This is a genomic window from Methylomagnum ishizawai, from assembly GCF_019670005.1.
GTDB classification, from domain to species: domain Bacteria; phylum Pseudomonadota; class Gammaproteobacteria; order Methylococcales; family Methylococcaceae; genus Methylomagnum; species Methylomagnum ishizawai.
Genome location: NZ_AP019783.1, coordinates 1,680,545 through 1,706,559, shown reverse-complemented (window position 1 = coordinate 1,706,559; position 26,015 = coordinate 1,680,545). Strand labels below are relative to the sequence as shown.

The 26,015-nt window shown below is 62.0% G+C and carries 24 protein-coding genes; 13 read left to right on the top strand and 11 right to left on the bottom strand.

Going from position 1 to position 26,015, the window contains the following annotated elements:
* Position 1: 1 nt before the first annotated feature.
* From K5658_RS07835 to K5658_RS07775, 13 genes are all read left to right on the top strand, one after another.
* On the top strand, positions 2 to 1,471 hold the full coding sequence (locus K5658_RS07835) for a hypothetical protein (RefSeq protein ID WP_221066392.1): 1,470 nt from the start codon (positions 2 to 4) through the stop codon (positions 1,469 to 1,471).
* 200 nt (positions 1,472 to 1,671) lie between these two features.
* Positions 1,672 to 1,926 (top strand): helix-turn-helix transcriptional regulator, encoded by a 255-nt coding sequence (locus tag K5658_RS07830; protein ID WP_221066391.1) that lies wholly within the window; start codon positions 1,672 to 1,674, stop codon positions 1,924 to 1,926.
* On the top strand, positions 1,923 to 2,135 hold the full coding sequence (locus K5658_RS07825; protein WP_221066390.1) for a hypothetical protein: 213 nt from the start codon (positions 1,923 to 1,925) through the stop codon (positions 2,133 to 2,135). The genes K5658_RS07830 and K5658_RS07825 overlap by 4 nt, the downstream gene beginning before the upstream one ends.
* Before the next feature lie 320 nt (positions 2,136 to 2,455).
* A complete protein-coding gene (locus K5658_RS07820) occupies positions 2,456 to 2,806 on the top strand; it encodes a hypothetical protein (RefSeq protein ID WP_221066389.1) in 351 nt (116 codons plus the stop codon).
* A complete protein-coding gene (locus tag K5658_RS07815; RefSeq protein WP_221066388.1) occupies positions 2,799 to 3,203 on the top strand; it encodes a hypothetical protein in 405 nt (134 codons plus the stop codon). The genes K5658_RS07820 and K5658_RS07815 overlap by 8 nt, the downstream gene beginning before the upstream one ends.
* Positions 3,193 to 4,203 carry a toprim domain-containing protein gene (locus tag K5658_RS07810; protein ID WP_221066387.1) on the top strand — a complete coding sequence of 337 codons (1,011 nt, stop codon included), beginning with the start codon at positions 3,193 to 3,195 and terminating at the stop codon, positions 4,201 to 4,203. The genes K5658_RS07815 and K5658_RS07810 overlap by 11 nt, the downstream gene beginning before the upstream one ends.
* A complete protein-coding gene (locus K5658_RS07805) occupies positions 4,200 to 5,795 on the top strand; it encodes a YfjI family protein (protein ID WP_221066386.1) in 1,596 nt (531 codons plus the stop codon). Before K5658_RS07810 ends, K5658_RS07805 begins: the two co-directional genes overlap by 4 nt.
* A 618-nt stretch (positions 5,796 to 6,413) precedes the next feature.
* Positions 6,414 to 6,785 (top strand): hypothetical protein, encoded by a 372-nt coding sequence (locus tag K5658_RS07800; protein ID WP_221066385.1) that lies wholly within the window; start codon positions 6,414 to 6,416, stop codon positions 6,783 to 6,785.
* 230 nt (positions 6,786 to 7,015) lie between these two features.
* A complete protein-coding gene (locus K5658_RS07795; protein ID WP_221066384.1) occupies positions 7,016 to 8,866 on the top strand; it encodes a site-specific DNA-methyltransferase in 1,851 nt (616 codons plus the stop codon).
* Positions 8,863 to 11,361: a DEAD/DEAH box helicase gene (locus tag K5658_RS07790; RefSeq protein ID WP_221066383.1), complete on the top strand. Its 2,499-nt coding sequence runs from the start codon at positions 8,863 to 8,865 to the stop codon at positions 11,359 to 11,361. Before K5658_RS07795 ends, K5658_RS07790 begins: the two co-directional genes overlap by 4 nt.
* 27 nt (positions 11,362 to 11,388) lie before the next feature.
* On the top strand, positions 11,389 to 11,937 hold the full coding sequence (locus K5658_RS07785; protein WP_221066382.1) for a DUF4365 domain-containing protein: 549 nt from the start codon (positions 11,389 to 11,391) through the stop codon (positions 11,935 to 11,937).
* Positions 11,934 to 13,118: a hypothetical protein gene (locus K5658_RS07780; RefSeq protein ID WP_221066381.1), complete on the top strand. Its 1,185-nt coding sequence runs from the start codon at positions 11,934 to 11,936 to the stop codon at positions 13,116 to 13,118. The genes K5658_RS07785 and K5658_RS07780 overlap by 4 nt, the downstream gene beginning before the upstream one ends.
* A 268-nt stretch (positions 13,119 to 13,386) precedes the next feature.
* Positions 13,387 to 13,950: a recombinase family protein gene (locus K5658_RS07775; RefSeq protein WP_221066380.1), complete on the top strand. Its 564-nt coding sequence runs from the start codon at positions 13,387 to 13,389 to the stop codon at positions 13,948 to 13,950.
* A gap of 562 nt (positions 13,951 to 14,512) precedes the next feature.
* Here the strand turns inward: K5658_RS07775 and K5658_RS07770 are convergent.
* From K5658_RS07770 to miaA, 11 genes are all read right to left on the bottom strand, one after another.
* Positions 14,513 to 15,163: a nucleotidyltransferase family protein gene (locus K5658_RS07770; RefSeq protein ID WP_221066379.1), complete on the bottom strand. Its 651-nt coding sequence runs from the start codon at positions 15,161 to 15,163 to the stop codon at positions 14,513 to 14,515.
* A gap of 14 nt (positions 15,164 to 15,177) precedes the next feature.
* Positions 15,178 to 16,161 (bottom strand): XdhC family protein, encoded by a 984-nt coding sequence (locus tag K5658_RS07765; RefSeq protein ID WP_221066378.1) that lies wholly within the window; start codon positions 16,159 to 16,161, stop codon positions 15,178 to 15,180.
* Positions 16,161 to 18,356 carry a xanthine dehydrogenase family protein molybdopterin-binding subunit gene (locus K5658_RS07760; RefSeq protein WP_221066377.1) on the bottom strand — a complete coding sequence of 732 codons (2,196 nt, stop codon included), beginning with the start codon at positions 18,354 to 18,356 and terminating at the stop codon, positions 16,161 to 16,163. Before K5658_RS07760 ends, K5658_RS07765 begins: the two co-directional genes overlap by 1 nt.
* Positions 18,357 to 18,369: 13 nt before the next feature.
* Positions 18,370 to 18,828, bottom strand: coding sequence for a (2Fe-2S)-binding protein (locus K5658_RS07755; protein WP_221066376.1), 459 nt, complete (start codon positions 18,826 to 18,828; stop codon positions 18,370 to 18,372).
* A gap of 181 nt (positions 18,829 to 19,009) precedes the next feature.
* Complete coding sequence (locus tag K5658_RS07750) at positions 19,010 to 20,182, bottom strand: zinc-dependent alcohol dehydrogenase (protein WP_221066375.1); 1,173 nt, start codon at positions 20,180 to 20,182, stop codon at positions 19,010 to 19,012.
* 15 nt (positions 20,183 to 20,197) lie between these two features.
* Positions 20,198 to 21,076: an SRPBCC family protein gene (locus K5658_RS07745; RefSeq protein ID WP_221066374.1), complete on the bottom strand. Its 879-nt coding sequence runs from the start codon at positions 21,074 to 21,076 to the stop codon at positions 20,198 to 20,200.
* A gap of 169 nt (positions 21,077 to 21,245) precedes the next feature.
* Positions 21,246 to 22,616, bottom strand: coding sequence for a tetratricopeptide repeat protein (locus K5658_RS07740; protein WP_221066372.1), 1,371 nt, complete (start codon positions 22,614 to 22,616; stop codon positions 21,246 to 21,248).
* Positions 22,613 to 23,692: a DNA polymerase beta superfamily protein gene (locus K5658_RS07735; protein WP_221066371.1), complete on the bottom strand. Its 1,080-nt coding sequence runs from the start codon at positions 23,690 to 23,692 to the stop codon at positions 22,613 to 22,615. The genes K5658_RS07740 and K5658_RS07735 overlap by 4 nt, the downstream gene beginning before the upstream one ends.
* Entirely contained in the window at positions 23,689 to 24,444 is a 756-nt protein-coding gene (locus K5658_RS07730; RefSeq protein ID WP_221066370.1) for a nucleotidyltransferase domain-containing protein, read from the bottom strand. The genes K5658_RS07735 and K5658_RS07730 overlap by 4 nt, the downstream gene beginning before the upstream one ends.
* A gap of 49 nt (positions 24,445 to 24,493) precedes the next feature.
* Entirely contained in the window at positions 24,494 to 24,820 is a 327-nt protein-coding gene (locus K5658_RS07725; RefSeq protein WP_221066369.1) for a hypothetical protein, read from the bottom strand.
* A 249-nt stretch (positions 24,821 to 25,069) separates the two neighbouring features.
* The gene (miaA, locus tag K5658_RS07720; RefSeq protein ID WP_246628594.1) at positions 25,070 to 26,014 is read right to left on the bottom strand and encodes a tRNA (adenosine(37)-N6)-dimethylallyltransferase MiaA; all 945 of its coding nucleotides are present in this window, start codon (positions 26,012 to 26,014) and stop codon (positions 25,070 to 25,072) included.
* Position 26,015 lies beyond the last annotated feature (1 nt).

Here is a 26,015-nt window from a genome sequence, read left to right as displayed (position 1 = left end):
TTTGAAAGGGCTGCTGGGCAAGGCCAATCAATTCATGTTCTGCGAACCCGTCGAGTTCTGCGATAACCCCCTGATACCCGATGCGGTAAGGGAACATTTCCGTTGGGATTTGGATGGCGGCGAGGAAGGCCGTCTTCCCGTGGACCGAATCAGCCTTGTGGAATATTTGGGGTTGCTTGAACTGGGTTCCCATTACTATCGGGAAGCGCCGCTTATCAGGCTGTATCGACAGCTTGAAGGGGGGTTGCGGATTCACGATGCGGAAGGGCGGAAAGCGCTTTACCACGGCTTCAAAATGAAATCGGTGGCGGGCGGTAAGCCCGTGCTGGTCGATGCGTCTTGGCCCACCCTTTATGAGGAGGGTGTCACCGATAACGCCGAGCTTGGGCGGTTCCATGTCCGGTGTGAGGATGTCGCGGGCTATGTGTCCACCCTTCCGCCCGGAAACTCGGGCGATTTCAATTGGCGGCGGCAGAACGGGGGCTTGGTTTCCTTGCGAGCGGCGGAGCATGTCCAAGAGCGCTTCATAGGGTTCCAAGCCACCTTGCATATTCTGCGGCGGCGGTTCGATAAACCGGGACACGAGGTTACGCCGGGGGAAATCGCGATATGGTTGAGCCGTGGGTTTATCCGGGCGCGGACGGGCCGCTATAGCTGCGCTTGGGAGGTTGATTATTCGCACTGGGTGGCTGAACAGCGGCGGGAATTGGCCCCGGAGATACCCAACCTGGAGGATTGCTTGCAGCCGCTCTTTTTCGATGCGGATGAGTTGGAAAGGCTCCATAACCCGGAACGCTATTTGTCCTACGCGCAGTTGGCCGAGCGGGAGGGAAAACGGGGTTTGAGCGAATCGGCGATTATCGCGGCTCTTTCTGGGGATGGATGGTTCCGCCAGGATTTAACCCCCGGTTATCACCCCGCTCCGCTGAGCGAGGAAGAATTCAGCAAGCTGTTGGAGGCTATAACCCATCCCGATTCGGGGTTGATACGGCGATTTCTCCCCGACCTCATGTACCCGCTTACCTTAGTGGAGGAATGGGAACTGAGGGAAGCCCTACCGGACTATGAGCGGCCAGGGGCGCGGGAATCTGCCCTGCTGCCAGGATCAATACCCACCCCCGAATCCACCCCGCAAGCCGCTTGTGAAGACCACCAGGAAGGGCAACCGGCCCGACACGAACCCAGTACCAAGCCCGGCGAATATGAGGACGAAACGGCTAGAACAGAGTTCTGGCGGTGGGCTATTGCTTTATGGCATACACTAGGTAAACCAAAAACTAAGGTGTTTTGGGGAAAACTAAAAAACTACCAAAAAGCCCACGGAAGCCCTATTGAATCTTGGTGCAATAACGAATTGGAATGGCAAACCAAAAAGGGGGATACAAAGGAACTCAAGAAAAGAACTTTTGAGAACCGAATGGCGAGAATTCGCGCTCAAGACAACAACACTGAACCCGCTGTCAAGCCCTGATACCTTCTTCTTTCGGGTAATCGGCCCATAGTTTTCACACCTACCTTCACACCTAATAAGAACTTTTTCACGGTTAGAGTGGTTTTCACATTTTGCCGCTAGTCGTGAAAAAACCGCGCTTATGTTGTTTTCCGTCAAAGGTCGCTTAAACACTGGCGACCCTTGGCGAATCAATCAGCATAATCAGTGAGGTTTTTGTCATGGCGCGTTCATTATTACGTCTACCCAAAGTCCTGGCCCATTACGGCTGCCAGCGCACGAAGTTATATCAACTCATCAAGGATGGATTATTTACCCCGCCTGTGGACCTTGGCGGGCGGTGTGTCGCGTGGCCGGATATGGAGGTTGATTCTATTATCAACGCCCGCATCGCTGGGAAAACCGATGCCGAAATCAAAGTCCTGGTTCGCGAATTGGTTTCCCTCCGCAATCGTGATGTGAGGGATGCCGCATGAATCCTAAGGATTCCATTTCGATTTCCGAAGCTGCGGCGCGGCGTTTGTCTCTCTGCGTTCTTGCGCTGAGCCGCGTCACCACGCCTCCGCTCATTGGTTCTGAACATGAAGCCGAACTCCTGGCGGAGTTGGGAGGCCAATTCAAAAAAGAAGACCTCGACCGGGTTTGCTTCGGCACGAACCGGGAAGACAAGGCGGAGGCGGCATGACCACGCCCACGTCCAACAACGCGGCGGGCTTGACATGCCCGCCCATCTTCGCCCATCCTGAAAAAGCCCCGGCGCTGGCCGGGGCCGGGGCGTGGAACCCCCGCCAGTCCTACAGGCGCACAGCGCCATCTTGCCGACCGGGGCGCTTTTTTTGTGCCTTGCGGTCCGACCTGCCCATGTCTATGACGGGTCGAGCGGGGTGCCTGACGCGGCTAGCCTGTAGGGCTGCGTCCTGGCGTTCCACCCCCGCCGATCCGTCGCCATCTTGCCGTGGAACGCAAACGGCGACGGCTCCAAACTCAACTACAGGAGCCTTCCCTATGTCTGCCAAGACCCCCAGCGCCCCAGTTGCGCCCATCATTCCCTCCACCCAAAAACCCACCCCCACCGCGCCCGAAATCCAGGCCACCATTAGCAAGCTGGTTTCCGAATTGTTCGGTGTTCAATCCTTGCTGCGGCTGAGCCATTTCACCCTCGAAACCATCGCCTCCCGCGATCCGGCCCGGATCGAAGTAGACGCCGACGACTTGGCCCGCGCAAATGCTATCGCGCTAGAAAGGCTCGGGGTCATCGTCGATTTGGTGGATAGGGTAGAGTCGGCTATCGACACTTTCGGGCCGGAACCCCGGCAAGTCAGCAACAAGGACACTGTGGGGGTGGGCCATGAATAACCCACACAACACCTCGCAAGCCCGCGAAACCGCCGCGCTCCTGGGTAAGCGCCTGGGCATGGCGCTGGACTATGCAGGTATACCGGAGCGCGACCACACGGCCACCGTGGCAGTCTTCTGCCATATCACCAAGGCCACCGCGAAACGTTGGTTATCCGGTCAATCCTTGGGCCGGGTCGGTAGCTCGCTCGGCCTGTTCGATTTGGCGCACCGGCTGCGGATTCATGTGGATTGGCTGCACGATGCGAGCCTCGACATCAGCGTCGATACGGCGCATTTCGCGTACATCGTTCAGAGCTGGATCCCGGCCCAAGTCGAGGAAGCCCGCCGGATGCTGGATGCGATGCTTGAGGCGCAGAGGGTGGAAGAGAGCGCGGGGGGTGGCGATGTTAGGTAGCCAAAAAAAAGCCCCTGCCGCTATGGCAGGGGCCGGTAAAAGTCAAAATTCAACACAAGCCAATTATACATCGATTCACCTTTTAACCGAAGAATTCAGGGGTTTTATTCAAAGCCGCTATGGCCTTGAATTGGTCGGGACGATTCGGGCGGATGGGGCTTTTCATGGCTTGCGGAGCGCCGACGATAAGCGCGGATATACCGGGTTTCGGTATTGTTTCTACTTGGATTATCCGCAATGCGTGTATTTCGAGGATAAACGGCGGGGGTTCGGCGGGACATGGTTTCCAGAGGACCGGAAACCCCTATCACCCGCCGAACGGGAAATCTTGCGCCGGGAGTTCGAGGCCCGGAAACAGCGGCGGGACCGGGACACCCTGGCCCGCCATGTGAAGCGTGCCGATGAAGCCCTGGCGATTTGGCGGGCGGCGAGTCCTGGTCCACATGAATACCTTGCCTTGAAAAGGGTATCAGCCCATGGGGCGCGGGTGGGAGATTGGCCCAAGTGGATCGAGACCCCGGAAGGCTGGCGGCGCATCGTGATACCCGGTGCGCTGTTGGTTCCGATGGTCGATAAGGACCGCAAAATTTGGAATCTCCAAGCGATTTGGGCTACAGCCCCGGAACCCTTGGAGCGTTCCAAAGACTTCATTTCCGGCGGGCGGACCACGGGGCTATTCTTCGTGATTGGTCCGGCTACTGAAACCGTTATTGTCTGCGAAGGGTTCGCGACCGGGGCGAGCCTGTTCGAGGAAACCGGATACCGGGTATTCATCAGCTTCAGCGCTGGAAACATGGCCGCTGCGGGGAAGGTCGCGAGGGAGTTCTATCCAGCGGCCCGGCTGGTATTCGCCGGGGATAATGACGAATCCGGGACCGGACAGGCGGCGGCGATAGAGGCGGCGCGACTGGTTTCTGGGATGGTGGCGATTCCTCCGGTTATCGGGGATTTTAATGACTATAGAAATTCTTGCCTGAAATCCACGCAGGGGGTTATATGAGCGGAACCCAAACCCCTGTCAAGGCTTTGATCGATGGTGCCGCCCCGCCACCAGGGGCGGGCGTATCGACCCCCAAGCCCGCCCCACGCAAAACCCCGCCCTCGAATGGGCCGGAGGCGTGGCCGGAACCCATCCTGCCCGCGCACAGCGTCCCGCAAATCCCGGCTTCGGCCTTGCCCGGCTGGGCGGGCGACATGGCGGCGGCGGTGGCCGCAAGCACCCAAACGCCCGAAGCCCTGGCGGTGATGACCGCGCTATCCGTCCTCGCAACGGTCCTGCAAGGCCGCTTCGAGGTCGCGCCCTGGGGCGACGATTACCGCGAGGTACTGGCCCTGTGGACCCTGAGCGCCGCGCCGTCCGGTTCCCGGAAATCCGCGGTGCTTGCCGCGCTGACGGAACCCTTGCTGGCCTGGGAGAAGTGCCGGCGCGACCGGATACGCCCGGACATCGCTCGGGTGGAGTCGGCGCGGGAGGTCGCCAAGAAACGCATCGAGGAGTTGAAGCGTGTCGCGGCGAAGGCCAAAACCGACGAGGACCGGGAACGCCTTCGGGCCGACATCCAAAAAGAGATCGAGGGGACTCCGGCCGAACTGATCCCGCCCCGGCTGTTCTCGGGCGATGTGACCCCCGAACGCCTGCAAGCCATGTTGGCCGAGCATAGTGGGCGCATGAGCATCCTCGCCGACGAGGGTGGCGTTTTTCAGATCATGTCGGGCCAGTACAGCGGCGGGCGGGCTTCGCTGGATGTCTTCCTCCAATCCCACTGTGGAAGCCCGATCCGGGTGGACCGGGCCGGTCGCTTGGCCCATATCGACCGACCAACCTTGTCGTTCGGGCTGCTGCTGCAACCGGACATCCTGGCGGACGTGGCGAAGTCCCGGAATTTTAGGGGTAGCGGGCTGCTGGCGCGGTTCCTCTACGCCATGCCGGTCAGCACGGTGGGCAGGCGCAACGTGCGCGACCGGCGGGCCGTTCCACCCGAGGTGCAGGCAACGTGGAACGCCAATATCCACGCCATGCTGGACGGCTTGGTGGAACCGACCGACAAGCCTCGGGTGATTCCATTTACACCCGAGGCGTTGGAATACTGGCTGGAGTTCTCGGAGTACGTCGAGGCCAACCAGGGCGCGGGCTGTAAATGGGCCGACATCAACGACTGGACCGGCAAGCTTCCGGGCGCGGTGGCGCGTATCGCCGGGCTGCTGGAACTGGCGGCGAACGGCACCGGGGTCGAATCGGTCGGTGCGGACAGCATGGCGCGGGCGCTGGCGCTCGGAGACCTGCTGGTCGAACACGCCCTGGCGGCGTTCGCGCTGATGGGCGCGGGCAAGGCGGAGGACGACGCCGGGGCGGTGTTGGCCTGGATCAAGGCCCACCGGCTAGACGGCTTCACCCGGCGCGAACTCCAAAAGGCGCTGGAATCCAGGTTCCGCACCACGGAACGGCTCCTGGCGGCGATCAAGCTGCTACAGGAATGGGGTTGCCTCTCGGACGGACTCGACCGCCATCCATCGGAAACGGGCGGTAAGGGGGGGCGGCCTTCGGTCGTCTATCTGGTGAACCCCCGGCTCCTCTCGACAAAAGCCACCTGAGGGGGGTTTTGTCGATAAGCGCCATCGACAAAACTCGACAAAACCCCCGGCCCCACCCTTCCCGGCGCTCCGAAAGGGTGGGTTTTGTCGATTTGTCGCATTTGTCTCTAAAGGTCTTTAAGACCTTAATTTTATTATTATTTTTTTGTTTTCCAGGCGGTTGTGGACCTACGCCCTGAACTTCTATCGACAAAACCGACAAAACCTCCCAAGCCCCTTCCGGGGTTTTGTCGGTTTTGTCGATTGTCGATGGGGTAGGAGGGCGCTACACATGCTCTGACGGGTTTCCGGCCCCCATGGCCGCTCCGGGCTGTCCCTACCGAAAGGCCGGACACACCGCTTGAGGGTGGCGGGGCACACCAGGGGCGCGGCGATTCCAGAAAATCGGGAATAAGTGGAGGTTTTAGAATGGCCGGGGGGTTTGTTTCGGGTTTGGCGATGATGCTTGGCGGGTTTAAACGGCGGGTAAAATCCGGCCAAAACCAAGGTTCAAACATGCGTAAATGTTTGATATTTAAAGGTTTAGTGGTAAAATAGTGTTAATGTAGGCGGACTATAAACCGCCTTTTTTTATTTGCGCGTCCGCATTATCAAAACCATGTGGAACACCTGGGCGAAATGATCGAATCGGGGCTTGATGGCGCACTGAGCGAAGCCGGGACACGGGCGGCGCTCAAGGTTTGGGGCGAATGGCGGGCGAGCGGTTGCGGGCGGCGGGATGTCTTGCTGAGCGCGAGAGCGGGGGCGGCGCGGCGCTGGGCGATGCGCGTGGAGCGCGTGTTGCCGTTGATGGAGCCGTCGCTACGCCTCGTCCTGGCCCAAACTTTCGTTGACGGGTTGAGCGTCGAGGCGGCGCGGCAGGACGTTAGAACCCGATGGTCCGCCCGCAAATACGCGGCGGAACGGCGGCGGGCGCTGGCCGTGGCGGGGCAACTGTTGAACCGGGCGCTTCTTGCCGAGCGGTCCAGGGTGTCAAAGCGCTTGCCTTGAAATGGACTTCGCGTCCTGCACCAGGGCGCGGACCCGTTACCCCCCGACCGTGTGGCATCGACCACCCAGGGCGCGGCCCTGGCCGTTCGGGTGGAATCCCGGCCATCTCCGCCAATTGCCCACGGAAAACCCGCAAGGTTCGCGCCTCGCGGGTTTTTTATTGCCCGGAAAATCCACGCCGCAATGACCGCAACGCCGTGGCGTGGGACAATCGCACCCCGGAGGAACCCATGGCCGATAATTACGACAGCTACACCCGCGAACAACTCATCCACCTGTTACGCACCCGCGACCGCAAGCCGACGTTCGGGCTGGTGTGGGAGCGCGACGAGATCGAGCATGAGAGCGCCATCAACGAGGATTTCGTGGCGCTGGATTTCGATGCCGGGCTTTCGGTGGGGGAAGCGCCGTTCCAGAACCTCATCATCGAGGGCGACAACTTCGACGCCCTGCGCTTCCTGAGAATGACCCATGCCGGTCGGGTGAAGTGCATTTATATCGACCCGCCGTATAACACCGGCAACCGGGATTTCATCTACAACGACAGGTTCATCGACAAGGAAGATACCTACCGGCATTCCAAGTGGCTGGAATTTCTATTCCGGCGGTTAGAACTGGCTAGGGAATTACTTAGCGAAGATGGAGTAATTTTGGTTTCTATCAATGATGAAAATCGCGCAAAACTAGAATTGCTGTTAGATAGGGTTTTTTCTGGAATGCGGATCGGTTCATTCGTATGGCGAACAAAAGATACCGGAAATGACGCGGGTGGCAATTTTAGCCAAGTACATGAACATGTATTAGCTTTTGCAGGTTCAGGTTTTCAGTTCAATGGTAAAACTCTTGAGCTTGGCAAATATCGTAACCCAGACAACGACCCAAACGGTCCCTACAGTCTCGACCCGATTACTTGCAACAAGACATTCAAAGAGCGTGAAAACCTTTACTACCCCATTTATGACCCTGAGACAAAATATTGGTATCCCTGTGATCCAAATGCTGTTTGGCGGTATGTAACGGAAAGAAAGATAAAACCAAATAGCAAGATTCGCACAGAAAGTATGGAGTCTTTAATTAAAAAGAAATTAATCGCGTTTCCTCGCTGCAAACCGGAAGAAATAATGTGGTGGGATAGCAAAGAAGAGTTAATAAAAGCAATCCAGGAAGGGAGGGGGCCAATTTTGCCAAAAAAGAAAACACCGCTATTGCGTGAGGATTTACCAGACTTGGATTTTTGGATAGGCAAGCCAATTGCGCCCGGAAGACCATCAAAAAAATCATATTTAAAAAATAAAGAGAAGATGGTGGCACCTGTAAGCAGTTGGATTGCGGGAGTTAATGAAGAAGTCGAGTATATTTATCATGACATGGATGAAGAGATTGAATTATTGCGCTCACAGCGAGGCGGAGAGGGAACGGATGCAATAACCGCAATTCTCGGAGTTAAGGCATTCCACCATCCAAAACCTCCATCTCTTATAAGGAGCTTAATTCGGCAGGCAACCCAGCCCGGTGATGTAGTATTGGATTTCTTTGCCGGGTCCGGGACTACGGCGCAAGCGGTTTTAGAATTAAACACAGAGGATGATTTTGGACGCCATTTTGTTTTGGTATCTAATCGTGAAAATTCAGAGGATGAGCCAGATAAAAATATTTGCCGCGATGTGTGTGCCGCTCGGGTAAAAAATGTAATTCAAGGATATCGAAGTACATCAGGTACGGGCGGCGATTTTGCCTATTTCCGCACCCGCCGAATATCCCCCGAAGCCATCCTGAGCGCCATCGAACACGAACAAGTGTGGACCGCCCTGCAATTGATCCACACCGGGACGCTCACGCCCTACCAATCCGCCCAACCCATCCAACAGGCGGACCTCGACCCAGGGGCCATGCTCTACGTGCCGAAGCTCTCGGCGGCGGTGGTCGAACTTGTCAAACAAGCCATCGTCACCCACGGCAGCGCCGTGGTGTATTCCTGGCAACCCGGTATGCTGGCCCAATACCTCGAAGACGAACGGGCCAGCCTCCAACCGATTCCGCAATTCCTGGTCAACCGCTTTGGCTTGGGGGCCAAACCATGAGCGTACCCACACCCAAAGGCTACCAACAGGACGCCGTCAACAACGCCCTGGAAATCTTCCGCTACGCCGAAAGCCAAATCCAGCAAGCCACCGACGCGGACAGCCGCCGCACCGCCAGCGCCTTCAACGGCTGCGTGCTGCTGGAAGCGCCGACCGGGGCCGGTAAAACCCTGATGGCGGGCATGATTGCCGAAGCCTTCGCCGCCCCGGACCATCACCACAACGCCAAAATCGTCTGGTTCTGGTTCACCCCGTTCGCCAACTTGGTGGAGCAATCCAAGGCCGCGATGAAGGAACATTTCACCGGGCTACGGGTGCGCGACCTCGCCAATGAGCGCGTGGCCTATTCCAGCCGCAGCGGCGATGTCTTCGTGACGACCTGGCAATCCGTGGCCGCGAAACGGGCCGATACCCGCAAACTCCGCAAGAACGGCGACACCGCCCTGGCGCTGGATGATTTCATCCCGGCCTTGCGGGAAGCGGGTTTCCGTATCGGCGTGGTGGTGGACGAAGCCCATCACGGCTTTACCGGCGCGACCGAAGCCGTGAAGTTCTACCGGGAAGTCCTCGCCCCCGAATTCACCTTGCTGATTACCGCCACGCCCGACGATGCCGACGTGAGGAAATTCAAGCAGGCGGCGGGGATCGGCGAATTGCACCGCATCGCCGTATCCCGCCAGCACGCCGTGGACGCCGGGCTGATCAAGGGTTCCGTCAAAGCCATCGCCTACTTGGCGGCGGACGACCAAAAACCGTTCACCGACATTCCGGCCACGGCTTTGGCGGAGGCGTGGCAAGCCCACTGCGCCATCAAAGCCGGATTGGCCGCCATCGGCGCGACCTTCACCCCGTTGCTGTTGGTACAGGTGGGCAACAAAGGCCCGGCGGGCGTTTCCGTGATCGAGGACGCCAAGGCCAAACTGCTGAACCTGGGCGTGCCGGAAGCGGCCATCGCGTCCTATACCGCCGACGAACCCAACGACGATTTGGCGACCGTGGCTTTCGACGACAGCAAGGAAATCCTGCTGTTCAAAATGGCCGTGGCCTTGGGTTTCGATGCGCCACGGGCGTTCACCGTGGTTTCCATGCGCGGGGCCAAAGATACCGATTTCGGTGTGCAAGTGGTCGGGCGCATCCTGCGCGTGCATCGGCAATTGCAAGCCAAGGCGGCGGACAAGACCTTGCCGGAATTGCTGCGGTTCGGCTATGTGTTCCTGGCCGAGCCGGAGAGCCAAAGCGGGCTGATTAGCGCGGGCGAGAAAATCAACGTCCTGCAAACCGAACTGTCGGAGATCAGCCCCTATGCGCTCACGGTGCGGGTGGGCGGGGAAACCCAAGTGCAGTATTCCCAAGACGGGCAAACCAGCCTATTGCCGAATCCCTACCCGCCTCCGGCCTGGAAACCGGCGGGCGGCGCACCCGCCGCAACCGCGCCCAATCCCGAGGCGGTGGTTTATGGCGTGCCGGGAACCTTGCCCGGTTTCTCCTGGGTGCCCCAGGCCGAAACCGCCGCGATCTATCAAGGCAAAAGCAATAGCGCCACCTTGACCGCGCCCTTGCCCGGCGCTGCGTTGTTTCCATTGCGGGAAGGAATGCCGACCCGCTTTAAAAAAGAACAGCTACCCCTCGAAACCGATGTGGTGAAATGCGCCGGGGCGTATCTCAAACTCAGTGGGGATGTGCTGGCGGCGGGCTTGCGGAAAACCGTCAGGATCACCCGCAAGACCGTGGCCGATATTTTCGGGAAAGACACCGAATCGGTGGACACCGTGCAGGCCAAGCTATCCCATGCCGAATTGGCCCGCCGGGCGCAAAGGGTGTTATTCCAAGCCGAATACTACAACCCCCGCGACCTCGAAGACGCCTTGCTGGCCGCGCTGCGCCTCGAATACAACGATGAGCAAGGTATCGGGCTGGACGAAGGGGAATTGCGGCGGGCTTTGAACCTGATCCTAGCGACCTATCCGAATTTGGTGCGCGATGCCGTGCGGGCCTGTATGGCCCGCGATAAGGAAATCTTGGACACCGCGCCCTTGCCCGCCCAGGTCGAAGCCTTGCCGGGCGCGGCCCGTTCCCGCCTTAATATCTACGGCATCATGCCACCGGACCTGAACGAACCCGAACGGAAGTTCGCCGAACTCCTCGACGCCAACGCATCGGGAAACGTACTGTGGTGGCACCGTAACCCACCACGCAAGCCGTGGTCGGTGCGTCTCATCATTCCCGAAGGTGACGGGTATTACCCGGATTTCGTCATTGGCGTGAAGGACCGGACACGGGGCGGTGGGATTCTGCTGGTGGAAACCAAGGGCGGTCATCTCCTTGATAATCCCGAGACGCGGGAAAAGGCGCGGGCGGAGCATAAAACCTATGGCCCGCCGGTATTGCTGACCCAGCGGGATGATGGGAAATTCTGGATTGCCCGGTATATCCCCAAGGAAAACCGGGTGGAGCCGGATCAAGCCTTCCGGGTGGAACACATGGGGCAGTATTGAAAGCCGAACCAATAACAGGCCATCACCGTGAAACCGCTTTCCGCCAACGACATCGAATCCGAACTCAGCTATGCCTACCTGCACGCCGTCGCGGCCAAGGCCGGAGTTGGCTGCAAAGTAGGTTCCAGGCACGATGATAACGCCGGAATCGACGCCGAACTGACCGGCTGGGGACCATTCCCCGGCGGCGGCTACCGGGAGGAAATCGACATCAAGGTGCAACTCAAAGCCACCGTCCAACCGCCCACCGACCACGGGGATTTCTGGTCCTACAGCCTGAAAGGCATCAACCGCTACAACGACCTACGCACGGAAGCCGTCTCGACACCCCGGCTCCTGGTGGTGCTGTTCCTGCCCGCCGACCCGGCGGACTGGCTCGCCCTGGACGACGACGCCCTGATTCTGCGGAAATGCGCCTACTGGGCCAGCCTGCGGGGCGCGAAACCTTCCACCAACGCCACGGCCCAAACGGTCTATCTACCCAAGGGCCAACGCTTCGACCCGGACGGATTGCTCGCCCTCATGACGCGGCTTTCCCGCAACGACATCCCCCGCTATCAGGAGTTCGCCGAATGACCCCGGACACCTTGGTAACACCCCTCGACCTCCGCGACTTCGCCAAATCGCTGGGTTGGGAAATGCTGTCCGAAGCCCTGGCCGACCGGCTCTATGTGCTGCGGAATCCCGCCTTCCCCCGGCGGCAACTGGTGTTCCCCATGGACATGACCGCCCCGGACTATGCCGAAACCACCGGCCTTGTGTTCGAGAAGCTGGCCGAAATGCTGGGCATCCCGCCCCGGTCCCTGCTGAACCGCGCCCTGGCCATCAACGACGACACGCTACGCTTCCGGGTGTTCGACAACCACGGCACCGACCACACGCTACCCTTGGGCTTCGCGGCCCTGCTGGTGTCCGGCGCACAGCAATTGCTCAAGGCGTCGGCCTGTACCGTCATGCGCCCGCGCCCCCACCATCCGCGCCTGACCCTCACCGAAGCCCTGCAACTCATCGACAAAACCCGCTTCGGCCATACCGAGCCGGGTAGCTTCGTGCTGCGCGTCTCCTGCCCGGTCCACGCCCTCGACGTGCAAAGCACCCTCGCGCTGAATGAAACCTGCCTGCCCTTCGTCCGCCGCGTCACCCTCACCCTGAAGCGCGGCATGGAGCAGCTTATCCGGGCTATCGAAGCGGACACCCTGGATGCCCTGGTGGCGGACCTCAAGCGGGCACCGGAACCCCTGCTGTCCTCCAACTTCTGCGAGGCGCTGACGCAGTTCTACGATGAATCCCTGGAAAACTCCCTGGACGTGTTCTTCGACTGGTCCGCCAAGGAAGCCGTGGACGAACGGGACCGGCTGACCCGACCGCTGCGCTTCCAGCGCGATTACTTCGGGCGCATCGAGGAAATCCGCCGCGAACTGCGGGCCAGCGAAGGCCACATCAAGGACACCTATATCGGGACCGTCGAACGGCTGAACGGCGAAATGGGCGAGGATGGCAAGCGGGCCGGGGAAGTGGTTTTGGCCCTGCTGCTACAGGAGGGCGAAACCGTCCGTGTCCGCGTGGCCCTGACCGCCGACGAATACGAAAAAGCCGACCGGGCGCACATGACCGAAGGCGCGTATGTGCAGGTTAGCGGCAAGCTACAACCGGGACGCCAGCCCCGGCAATTGAGCGAGATTAGCCGGTTCGGGCTGATCCTGCCCAAAGACCTGGACGCTTCGGCGAGCAATCCGAACCCCGCCGCAACCGCCTGAAGGCTATCGGCTGAACCCCGCCGGGCTTGGCCTGCCCGGAGCCAATCCCGGCCCGCTCCACCGGCACGAGTCGCCCCGCGTTCGTCTCCCTCCCGCCGAAATTTCCCCTGTACGGAACCCTCCCCGAAAATCGCCCCCCGGACCCTTGGGCCTCAGTCCTAAAAAGTATACTTTTCAAGACCCAGGTTCTTGCGTGTCTCTTTCCATGTCTTATAATATGATTCCATGAATGTTTAAGACGTTTCGAGACATCCGGGAGGGCAACATCATGGCGAAGGTAGGTTATGCGAGGGTAAGCAGCGTCGGGCAATCCCTGGACGTGCAGCTTGCCAAACTCAAGGATTGCGACAAGGTATTCCAGGAAAAGCGCACCGGCACCACCGCCGAGCGCCCGGAATTCAAGGCCTGCATGGATTACTTGCGGGAGGGGGACATCCTGGTCATCAGCCGATTGGACCGACTGGCCCGTTCCACTCTGCACCTTACCCAGATTGCCGACTCGCTCAGGCAGAAAAAGGTAGAACTCAAGGTCATAGACCAAGCCATCGACACGACCACCCCAACAGGGCGGCTCATGTTCAATATGCTTTCGGCCATCGCGGAGTTCGAGACCGAAATCAGGAAGGAGCGCCAACTGGACGGGATCGAAGCGGCCAAGGAAAAGGGCGTGGAGTTCGGGCGCAAGGCCAAGCTCACCCCAGCCCAGGTGGAGGAGTTGAAGTCGAGGCGGGCGGCGGGCGTACTCATCAAGGACTTGATGGCCGAGTACAAACTGAGCAAAGCCAGCGTCTACCGGCTTTTGGGTGAAAGTCCTACGATGCTTGTAGATTGATCCGGGCGGGGAACGCATAGTCTGCGGTGTGGTTCGGTGTCCCCGGATTGTCCCTGAATAAATGCGAAAACCATGTAAGTAATTGATTAAAAAGGCATATATGCACTACAGCCTGTGGCTAGCTGAGTCCGGTAAAGGCCGCAAAGCTTTGAAAAATCAAGGCTTGCGGCCTTTTTAATGTCCGCCCACGTCCGCTATGATCCGCTCGGATCCGGCCTTGTCCGTCCCCCGATGGTCCCCGCGCCATGATCCTGGGGCGCTTTTCTTGAAATCACGGGGACAAAATCAAGCCAACCCACTTATTCATAAGCAAAAAAGCCAAACCCGCCGCCAAGGATTTCCAGCTTGCGGACGGGCGGGGCTTGGCCTCGATCGTCCGTGCGGGCGGCGAAATGGTGTGGGTGTACGCCTACCGCGGCCTGAAGGTGAAATACCGCCTGGGCCACTCCCGACCTGTCGCTTGCGCGGGCGCGGGCGCGGGCGCGGGCGCGGGGAAACCGGACGACCTTGGCGAACGCCTGGAAAAGAATTGGAAAGACCCCTCGAAGCCCTGGGGCGCGATTCAGCGCCACTTGGTCCCGGCGTTTGGCGCGGCGCCCTTGGAGGAAATCACCATGGACGCGCCGCAGCTGACAAAATCCCCCGGCTTTTCCAGGTCGCCCGGCACATCCACATCGAACAGGCAACCAGGGTCATCCACCTCCAAGCGGACGATGGCCTCACCCTGGGTCCGTAGCAGGTTCCGGGCACCTTCGTCGCCCGAGAGCGCGGCCAGCGCATCGAACCACCGTTTGGCGAAACCCACCGGATGGCCGCGCCGCCCCCCGTGATAAGGCGCGGCGATGGCAGCCCCGGCACGCAGCGCGGCGGCGACACCGCCCAGGGTCTCCTCCCGGAGGTAGGGCATGTCGCCGAGGGCCACCAACCAGCCCCCGGCCTGGGGTACCGCCCGTACACCGGCCGCCAGCGTCGCGCCCATACCGTTCCCGGCGTCCGCCACCTCGACGATTTCGACCCCGAGCGGGGCGAGCGCCCCGCGCAACGCCGGTTGGCCGGGACGGACCAGGACGATGGCGCGATCCACCGCCGCCGCCAAGCGCCGCGCGCTCGCGGCGGCGATGGCTTCCCCGCCGGGTAGCGGATGCAGCAGCTTATCGCCACCGAAGCGGCGGCTGTCACCGGCGGCGAGCAGCAATCCGACGATGGGTTCCATAACGTCCGCCCACCTCACGGTTCCGCAACCGCGCCCGCGTCCCGCAGCGGCACGGCCACCCCGTTCTTGACCGCCGTCATCTCGGCGAGGATCGCCAGCGCGATCTCGGGCGGCGTGCGGCTGCCGATGGCGAGTCCCACCGGCCCGCGCAGACGGGCCAGCTCTTGCTCGGAAAGCTCGAAATAGCGCGCCAGCCGGTCGCGCCGTTTGGCGTTGTTCAAGCGCGAGCCGATGGCCCCGATGTAGAACGCCGGTAGTTTGAGGGCTTCCATCAGCACCATGTCGTCCAGCTTGGGATCGTGGGTCAGCGCCACGACGGCCAGCCGCGCATCCGGTTCCAGGGCGAACAAGGTATCGTCGGGCATGGTGGTGACTAGCCGCGTACCGGGCACATCCCAACCCGGACCGTATTCCTTGCGCGGATCGCAGACCACGATCTCGTAATCCAGCGCCAGCGCCATGTGCGCGAGATAACGGGAGACCTGGCCGGCCCCGATGATGAGCAAGCGCCAGCGGGGACCATGCACGGTCGTCAAGCGCCCGCCATCCCAGGACAGCGCGTCGCCGCGCTCGGCGGCGACGATGACCACGGTGCCGCTGGCGATATCCACCTGCCGCTGGGTCAGTTGGCGCTGGCCCAGCCGGGCCGCCAACTCCTCCAATTGCGCCGGGTCGGGCGACGGCTCGACCACGAGTTCCAATGTGCCGCCGCAAGGCAGGCCGTAGCGCGCCGCTTCTTCCTGGGTCACGCCGTAGGCCAATACGAAGGGCTGGCCGCCGCCGAGACGGTTCCCGCGCATCCGGGCGATGAGGTCGTCCTCGACGCAGCCGCCGGAAACCGACCCCTCCACCCGGCCATCCTCGCGCAGCGCCAGCCAGGAACCGGGCGGACGTGGGGCCGAACCCCAGGTCCGGGCCACCGTGACCCAGGCGAAGCGCCTGCCCTCGGCGGCCCAGCGCCGGGCCGCCGCCAGCACTTGCAGATCGACGCTGTCCATCAGGCTTTCAGCGCCTCGGTGTCCAGCGGCAAGCGCCGGACCCGCTGGCCGGTGGCGGCGGCGATGGCGTTGGCGACCGCCGGGGCCAAGGGCGGCACGCCGGGTTCGCCGATGCCGGTCGGCTTCTCCGCCGAGGGCACGAGATGCACCTCGACCCGTGGCATTTCGTCGATGCGGAGCGGCGCGTAATCATGGAAATTGGTTTGCTCGACGACCCCGGCCTTGAGCGTAATCGCGCCGCGCAGGAACGCCGACAGCGCGAAGCCCACCGAGCCTTCGACCTGGGCGCGCACGTTGTCGGGATTGACGACGACGCCGCAATCGACCGCGCAGACGACCCGGTCGACCTTGATGCCGCCATCGGGCTGGACCGTGACTTCCGCGACCTGCGCGACCACCGTGCTGAACGACTCGTGTACCGCCACGCCCCGGCCCCGCCGTCCGCCGTTGGCGGCGGGGGCCAGCGGTTTGCCCCAACCGGCTTGTTCGGCGGCGAGCTTCAGCACGGCGATATGGCGCGGTTGCTGTGCCAGCAGCCCGAGGCGGAAGGCCAGCGGGTCTTGGCCGGCCGCGACCGCGATCTCGTCGATGAAGGTCTCGGTGGAATAGGCGGTGTGGGTCGAGCCGACCGAGCGCCACCACAGCACCGGCACGCCGATATCCGTGGGCGTGTGGAGTTCGACCCGCAGGTGGGGGACCGCGTAGGGCAGATTGGCGGCACCTTCGACCGAGGTGGGATCGATGCCATCCTCGATATATTCGGCGAGGGGGGAACCGGCCAGGATCGATTGGCCGACCAAGCGGTGCCGCCAACCGACCAGTCGGCCCTGGGCGTCGAGGGCGGCTTCCAGCGCATGGTGGAAGGCCGGGCGGTAATAACCGGCCTTCATATCGTCCTCGCGCAGCCGCACCAGCTTGACCGGGGCGCGGCCCCCGATGGCCTGGGCGATGGCGACGGCTTCGATGACATAGTCCGCATCCTTGCTGGCCCGGCGGCCAAAGCTGCCCCCGGCGTACAGCATGTGGATCGCCACCTGTTCGGGCTTGAGGCCCAGGCGTTCGGCGACCTTGTTCTGGTCGGCGGTTTGCATCTGCTCGCCGTTCCAGATTTCGCAAGCGTCCTTGGCCAGCCGCACCACGCAGTTCATCGGTTCCATGGCGGCATGGGCCAGATAGGGGAAATCGTAGGCCGCCCGCAGCACGCGCTTCGCCGCGGCGAAAGCGGCGTCGGGATCGCCCTCCTTGCGGGCGACGGCACCGGGCGTTTTCGCGAGTTCGTGGTAGCGGGCGAAAATCTCGTCGCTGCCGAGCTTGAACGCGGCGGATTCGTCCCACTCGACCGCCAGCGCATCGCGCCCTTGTTTCGCGCTCCAGGTGTCCTGGGCCAGCACGGCCACGCCGGTGGGAACCCGGACCACCTCCACCACGCCCCGGACCGCCTTGGCCTGGGTCGCGTCGAAGGATTTGACCTGGGCACCGAACCGCGGCGGGCGGGCGACGACCGCGGTCAACATCCCCGGCAGATGCACATCCTGGGTGAACCGCGCCTGGCCGTTGATCTTGTCCCCGGTATCCTTGCGCGGCGCGTGCTTGCCGACCAGCTTGAAATCCTTGGGGTCTTTCAGCGTGACATCGGCGGGGACCGGCAGGGTGGCGGCGATCCCCGCCAATTCGCCGAAGCTGGCTTTGCGCCGCGTGGGCGGGTGCGCCACGACGCCCTCGCCGACCTCGATCTCCCGCGCCGGAACCCGCCACTGCCGGGCCGCCGCCGCCACCAGCATGGCGCGGGCCGAGGCACCGGCTTTGCGCATTTGCTCATAGGAATTGGCGATGGCCGAACTGCCGCCGGTGCCTTGGGCCTTGCCCCAGGCGAGGTTGTTGAAGCGCTTGGCGTCGGCCGGCGCGCCTTCGACCCGCACCTGCGACCATGCGGCATCCAGTTCCTCGGCGACCAGGGTGGCGAGCCCGGTATAACTCCCCTGCCCCATTTCCAGATGCTTGGCGATGACGGTGACGGTGTTGTCGCTGGCTATCCTCAGGAACGCATTCGGTTCAAAGGCCGGAGCCGGGCCGGGGGCCGCGGATTTCCTGGCCGCGCCGGGGCTGTCCGGCACATAGATGGCCAGCGTCAAACCGGCGGCTTGTTGCAGGAAGCGGCGGCGGCTCGCGTTTTCAATGCGGATCGTCTGGTTCATGGGGGTGGCTCCATCAAGCCAAGGCCTGGGCCGCCGCGTGGATCGCGGCGCGGATGCGGACATAGGTGCCGCAGCGGCAGAGGTTGCCGCCCATGGCGGCGTCGATATCGGCATCGGAGGGCTTGGGGTTCTTTTCGAGCAAGGCCACCGCGCCCATGATCTGGCCGGGCTGGCAATAGCCGCATTGCACGACATCCAGGCGCTTCCAGGATTCCAGCACCGCCTGGGCGGCGCGGCCCTGGCCGATGCCTTCGATGGTGACGATCTTCTTGCCGACGGCGGCCGCCAGCGGGGTAATGCAAGAACGCACCGGCTGGCCCGCTAGATGGACGGTGCAAGCGCCGCACAAGCCCTGGCCGCAGCCATATTTGGTGCCGGTGAGCTGTAGTTCATCCCGCAACACCCATAACAAGGGCGTGTCCGCCGCGGCGTCGACGCGGGCCGCGCTACCGTTGATGTCGAGTGTGGTCATGGCGTACTCCCGAATGGTGAAGCCGCACCTTATACGACCGTCATCCCGCCGTCCACCGTCACGGCGTGGCCGACGACATAGCCGCCCCCGGACCACGCCGCCAGAGGATGACCGCCCACGTACTATCGTATTCCGCCGCTATAACCCCATGACCCTCCAACGCATGCCCACTACGCCCCCATTAGGGTTTCAACACCACCTTGATGCACTCGTCCTGCTTGCGGTCGAAGATTTCGTAGCCCTCGGCCGCGTCTTCCAGCGACATGCGGTGGGTGACGATGAAACTGGGATCGATCTCGCCCTGGGCGATCTTATCCAGCAAGGGATGCAGGTAGCGCTGGACATGGGTCTGCCCGGTCTTGAGGGTGAGCGAGCGGTTCATCAACGCGCCCATGGGGAATTTGTCGATGAAACCGCCATACACGCCCGGCACCGACACCGTGCCGCCGTTGCGGCAGGCCATGATGGCCTCGCGCAGGACGATGGGCCGGTCGGTTTCCAGCATCGCGGCTTGCTTGGCACGGTCGTAGGCATATTGGACGCCGTGGCCATGCGCTTCCAGGCCCACGGCATCGATGCAGGCATCCGGGCCGCGTCCGCCGGTCAGTTCCTTCAGCGCCTCGACCACGCCATCGACTTCCTCATAGTTCAAGGTTTCCGCCCCGCTCTCCTCGCGCGCCATGGCCAGGCGTTCGGGTAGCCGGTCGATGGCGATCACCCGCTCGGCCCCGAACAGCTTGGCGCTCTTGATGGCGAGTTGGCCGACCGGCCCGCAACCCCAGACCGCCACGGTATCGCCCGGCTGGATGGCGCAAGCTTCCGCCGCCATATAGGCCGTGGGGAAAATATCCGACAGGAATAGCACCTGCTCGTCGTCGAAGCCGTTCTCGATCTTGATCGGGCCGACATCGGCGAACGGCACCCGCGCATATTCCGCTTGTCCGCCGGCGTAGCCACCCACCACATGCGAATAGCCGAAAATCCCGGCGGGCGAATGGCCCCACAGCTTTTCCGCGATCGAGGCATTCGGGTTGGAGTTCTCGCACAGCGAATACAATTCCTTGCGGCAGAAAAAGCACTGGCCGCAGGCAATCGGGAACGGTACCACCACCCGGTCGCCCACTTTCAGGTTGGCAACCCCGCCGCCGACCTCGACCACCTCGCCCATGAATTCATGGCCCAGGATATCGCCCTGCTCCATCATCGGCATGAAGCCGTTATAAAGATGCAGGTCGGAACCGCAAATCGCGGTGGAGGTGACGCGGACGATGGCGTCGCGGGGATTGAGGATGCGCGGGTCGGGCACTTCTTCCACCCGGATATCGTGCTTGCCGAACCAACAGGTCGCTTTCATGGCCGTCTCCCTGGCTCAATGGTGTAGGAAATGCTCGTACTTGGATATTGATTGCGGGCGTCCGGCGGACTGGCCCTCGATGCGGGCGATTTCGCCGGTTTCCATCCATTGCTTGAAATGCTGCAAATCCACCGCGACCTGTTGCTCCGGCCCTTCGCCGAACAGCTTGGCGAGGGTCGCGCCGATCCTTCCGGCGGGCGGGGTATAGGTCATTTCCACCCGGACCACGGTACCGCGCCCCCCCGGCGCGGGATTGAAACCCACCGAACCCATATGGTCCACGTCCGAACCCGGCAGCGAATGCCAAGCGATGAGTTGGCCCGGACGGTCGAGGCTGATCTCGGCGTCCCATTCCAATGTACGGCCCAAGGGTGCCCGCGCCACCCAATGCGAGCGGCCCGCCGGGTCGGCGCGGACGGAGACGAGGTGTCGCATGATGTTCGGCAGGTTCTCGAAATCCCGCCAATAGGCATAGAGGTCGTCCGGGGAACGGTCGATGGTGATGCTTTTTTCCAGATGCAGGACGCCGCCGGAAGTATCGATATCCTGTTGGACTTGCAGGCCGCAGACCACGTCCAACAAGGTCACGCCGGCCACCGCCGCCGTCGCCACCATGGCCGCATCGCGGCGCGGATTATCCTGGGCCAGGGCTTGACCCAACACGGCCAAATCCAACGCGTCGCCGCCGACCCGCGCCCAAATCCATCCGCCGGTGTTCTTGCCCGACAATATCCCCAGGCCGCTGACGAATTCGCGCAAGCCATAAACCCGAATCAAACCCTGCTGGCCGGGCAGGCCCAGCCCTCTGGCGATCTGCCTCGGAGCCACCATCTCTATCAACCCCAGGCCGATGCTGAACCAGCCCAAACCCCGCGCCAATCGCTGTTGATCCATAGCTATTCCTTCCCTTGTTGATCACAAGGCCCGCGTTGTGCCGGGCCGGTTTTATCGCATGATCGAAGTGGCCCGGATAGGGTGCAACGGAATCCGGGCGACTCGTTAGGGTTCAGACTGTGCGGAGAACGGGGATGTTCGGGCGATGCCGGGGCTTAGGTAATCGCACCTACCGGGGAAAGGGCGTGTTTTCCGACCACGCGGCCAAGGCTTGGGCCACCGCCGCGACCACCGGAATCCACCCGCCCCCTGTGGGCTGGCGGAACAGCCGCATCGTGCCGGGATACCAGGGCGAATCCAGCCGGTCCTTCAGCCAGCGCCAATCGGTCATATGGTCGGGCAGCAATACCCAACAGGGCTTGCCCATCGCCCCGGCCAGATGGGCCACGGCGGTATCGACGCTAATGACCAAATCGAGGCCCGCCAGCACGGCGGCGGTATCGGCGAAATCGGCCAATTCATGGCCCAAGGCCAACAGATTGAACCCCGAGGGCGGATTCAAGGCTTCGTCCTCGCCCGCGCCTTTTTGCAGGCTCACGAACTGGATGCCGGGCACTTGGCCCAGCGGGGCGAGCGGGTCCAGCGCAGGCAAAGACCGCTCCGCGTCGTTCTCGAAGCGGGAATTGCCTTTCCAGACCAAGCCGACCCGCTTCCCTTGCGGCAAGCGCGGCGACCAACGCGCGACCCGTGCCGGATCGGCGGATAGATAGGGAATCGGCGCGGGAATGCTATCGAGGCGGGTCCGGCAGTGATAAGGCAGGCTCAAGGGCGGCGTCCAGCAATCCCAGCCCGCGGCGGGCACATCCTCCGCGACCGAAACAACTTCGTCGATGCCGGACAAGGTGGCGAACAGGGTTTTCAAGCCGGGATGGCATAGCACCGTGATCCGCGCCGCGCCCATCCGTTTCAGCAGCGGCCCGTAGCGGCAGAACTGGATCATGTCGCCGTGGCCGGCTTCGAGTCCGATCAAGAGCGACTTGCCCGCCAAGTCCTCGCCCCGCCAGCGCGGACAGGTGAAATGCCGGTCCAGCATGGCATACCAATCGCGGGCTTCCAGGCATTCCCAGCCTTCTTCATAGCGTCCTTGCCGCAGCAGCCCATAGGCCAGATTGAAACGGGCCTTGGCGTAAGCCGGGTCCAAGCCGATGGCGGTGCGGAGACAGCGTTCCGCCGCGTCCTCGCGCTGGGTGCGGATCATCAACACGCCCAGGTTGGACCACGCCGCCGCCGAGTCGGGCGCGAGGTCCAAGGCTTGGCGGAGGTGGGTTTCGGCTGCGGGATAGCGGCGGGCGTTCATCAGCATGACGCCCAGGTTGAGCTGCAAACAGGCTTGGTCGGGACGCAGGGCGATGGCGCGGCGGTGGCAGGCTTCGGCCTCGTCCAGCGCCCCGGCTTGTTCGCGTAGCAAACCCAGGTTGGTCAGCGCTTCCGGGAAATCGGGCCGGAGCGCGAGGGCGAGCCGGAAACAGCGCTCGGCGGCTTCGGCCTCGCCCGCCGCCATCAGGCGGTTGCCTTCGGTGAACAGCGGGTCCGCAGTCATCGTGGGCCGGGGCTGGCGGCATAAACGGCCTCCCGCACCTCGACCAAAACCGCTTCCACCACCGCCGCGTCGGGTTGTGCGGGCAGGGGGCAAACGGCATAGGCGGCGTGGATTTCCGCCAGCTTATCGTCGGCGCGGCGGACCAGTTCGTCATAGTCGAATTCCCCCCGGCGGATGGCGAGCAGGAATTCCCGGTCGGGGCGGCGCACGTTGACCCGGCCCTCGGTGGCGATTTCCAAGGCCATGTGCAGCAGCCGGAAGGTGTGCATCATATTTTTGGCGTCGTAGTGCTTACCGTGTTCCAAGGTGCCACGGTAGCGGGCCTCGTTGCGCTTGGCCACCCAATCCCAGTATTCCCGATACTCGCGGCAATAGGCCGAATAGCCATCCTTGTTGACGTGCAGCAAACCGGCGGGGTTCGAAGCCTTTGGAATGCTGCTGAGGCTGACTTCCTGCGCCTCCGGTCCCGAAACGATGCCCCGGAAGCGCCGTTCCGGGCCGTCCTCGTGGAACAGCGCGTAACCGTCGCGGAAATGGGGGATGGCCGCGAGCCCGCAATCCTCTTGCCGCCAGCCCCGGCGCTCCAGCCATTCGAGCAGGGGCACGCTGCCCTGGCCCTCGGCCATATGGCAGAAGTCGAGCAAGCTTTTACGCCCCGGTTCGATGGGGCGGACGATCTTCTTGTTCAGTCCACGCGCCTTGCGGATTTGCGACTGCGCGTAGCCGGCGAAGCTCTGTTCGCACAGCTTGCTCAGGAATAGCTCCGGCGTGAACCGTTCCATCAAGGGATGCCGGTAGCGCAGGCAATCGGATGGGGTGGCGAGCAATTCCAATAGGTTGGGGTTGTTGCGGCAGAGCAGTTCGGCGTAGCGCTTCAGCTCGTAATAGGTTTCGTCCTGACTCGGATTGCTCACCTGTTCGGTGTAGCCGAATCCATAGAACTCCCGCTTTGGCAGGATGAACACCCCCCTGAGGTCGGTGTCGGATTCGGGCGTGGCCAGTCCATAGGCCCGGCTGCCGCTTACGGCCTCCAACAACAGGCAATCCCGGTTGTCCCGCAGGCGTTGGTAATTCATGGCAATAGCAGGCTCCTGAATAGCCGGTTCAAGGGTTCCTCCGCCCCGCTATGCGGAGCCAGCACCGCGCTGTCTTGTTGGTGCGCGGCCAAGCGGCGGGCGATGAAATCTTGCAGGACCGGCACCGGAGCCGTTTCCGCCCGCTCGTCGCTGCGCCGCTTGAGATCGAGCAAGGCGTCGATGGCGGCTTGTACAGTCGCATCCGCGACCTGGCTGCGCAAGGACGCGAATTCCATCGGCGGCACGCCACCCCGTTCCAGGATCCAAGCCGCCGCCAGCAAGGGCCGCAGGGCATAGAAATAATGCTTGAGCCGGACGCGGGCTCCTTGGAGTTGGTGTTCGTAGGCGTTGCGGGCCATGGACAAATAATGATGGCAACCGGCCCGCCGGGAAAAATAATCCGGCAGCAAAGCCAGCCATGGATCGCTGCACCGCGCATCCCGGCGGTAGACGATGGGTGATTGCAGCCATTCGTAGAGGGGCGCGTTGCTCTTGCGGAACAAGGCCAGCGCCTTGCGGATATCCCAGCCGTTCACGTCCAACAGGCGATCTATCGGCACTTCGATCACATCGCGCTGGGCGGCGATGGACAAATAATCCTCCAGCGGGCGGATATAGACGAAACGGACATCGTAATCGCTGTCGGACGAGGCGAAGCCCCAGGCCCGGCTGCCCGATTCGGCGGCATAAAGGATACGGACCCCGTGGTCGTGTTCGATTTGGTCCAGGCAGGCAAGGATTTGGGTGTGCATGGAGGAAGGTTCCGAAGTCGGTGGAATATCCTGCACGGGGGCCGGATAGTTAATCGCCAAATTCCACGTTGGAATCAGCGACATCTACGCTATAAAGGCGAATTTCGTCAACATAAATCCGCTTGGGTTTAAAGGCGTTGGAAAACTTCGCATCGCCCCGATATTTGGCCAGCATGGCCCTACGTTTGCGCTTGGTAATAACCAGCTTATTGAAAGGGGCGAGATAGGCGCGAAACGATATGATTTCCCGCAAATTCGGTCGATAATATTGATGTTTTTCAACCTTTGAAAGCTCATGAAAAACCGCGTGGACGACGGCTTTTGCGCGAATGCGCGCAACGCCTTCATCGAAAGAAAAAACAATCAACGCCTCCATGGGATAAATACTTGCCACCTGCACCCCAAATCTGTTCTTAAAAGGAAAGTTAGTTAATATCAATACGTTTTTTATAATCCGAGAAAGCGAACCAAAACTCTCGGATCGCCCGTTTTATCTCAGCAATCGAAACAGGAAAAAATTGATTTTTTGCCGGACGGGAAATTTGATCTTTATTTGGCAGCATACCGCCCCCCACATAGGATTATCCAAAGCTTTTGCCCTCGCTCCGCCCTGTACACAGGCGGACTATCGTGCGGCCTCCAACCGCCCAGCCACATCGGCCAAAACCCGCTCCACCAGCCGATCATCCTCGCTGAAATAGTGTGCCGCGTCCGTTTCCCGCCGCAACCAAGTGAATTGCCGCTTGGCGAACTGCCGGGTCGTGATGACGCCGCGCTCGACCATCGTCTCCCAATCATATTCCCCGGCCAGATAAGCCCAAACCTGCCGATAGCCCACCGCCCGGATCGAGGGCAAACCGGGCTGCAAATCCCCGCGTCCGTACAGGGCGCGGACTTCCTCGACCAAGCCGCGCTCCAGCATAGCCAGGAAGCGCAGCCGGATACGCTCGTGCAAAGCGGGCCGGTCGGCGGGTGCCACCACCAGCTTGATGAGATCGAACGGTGGCGGCGGGGCCAAGGTGGCGGCGCAAAGTTCGGTGAGCGGCACGCCGGTAATCCGGTACACCTCCAAAGCCCGGTGGATGCGCTGGGGATCGTGGGGATGGATGCGGGCGGCGGCTACGGGATCGACCCGCGCCAGTTCGGCGTGCAGTTCGGGCCAACCCCGGTCGGCGGCTTCCGCGTCGAGTTGGCGGCGGATATCCGGGTCGGCGGACGGGAGTTCCGAAATCCCATGGAACAGCGCGTTGAAATACAGCAGGGTCCCGCCCGCCAGGATGGGCAGCTTGCCACGCCCGGTGATATCGCGCATCAGGGCCAGGGCGTCCTCGCGGAACCGGCCCGTCGAATACGCCTCCGCCGGGTCGAGGATATCGATCAGATGATGGGGCACGCCCGCCCGCTCTGCGAGGTCGGGCTTGGCGGTGCCGATATCCATGCCCCGGTAGACCAGGGCCGAATCCACGCTGATGACTTCGCCATCCAGCGCTTGTGCCAAGGCGATGGCGAGCCGGGTCTTGCCGGAAGCGGTCGGCCCCATCAGGGCCAGGGCGGGCGGCAGGCGTTCCATG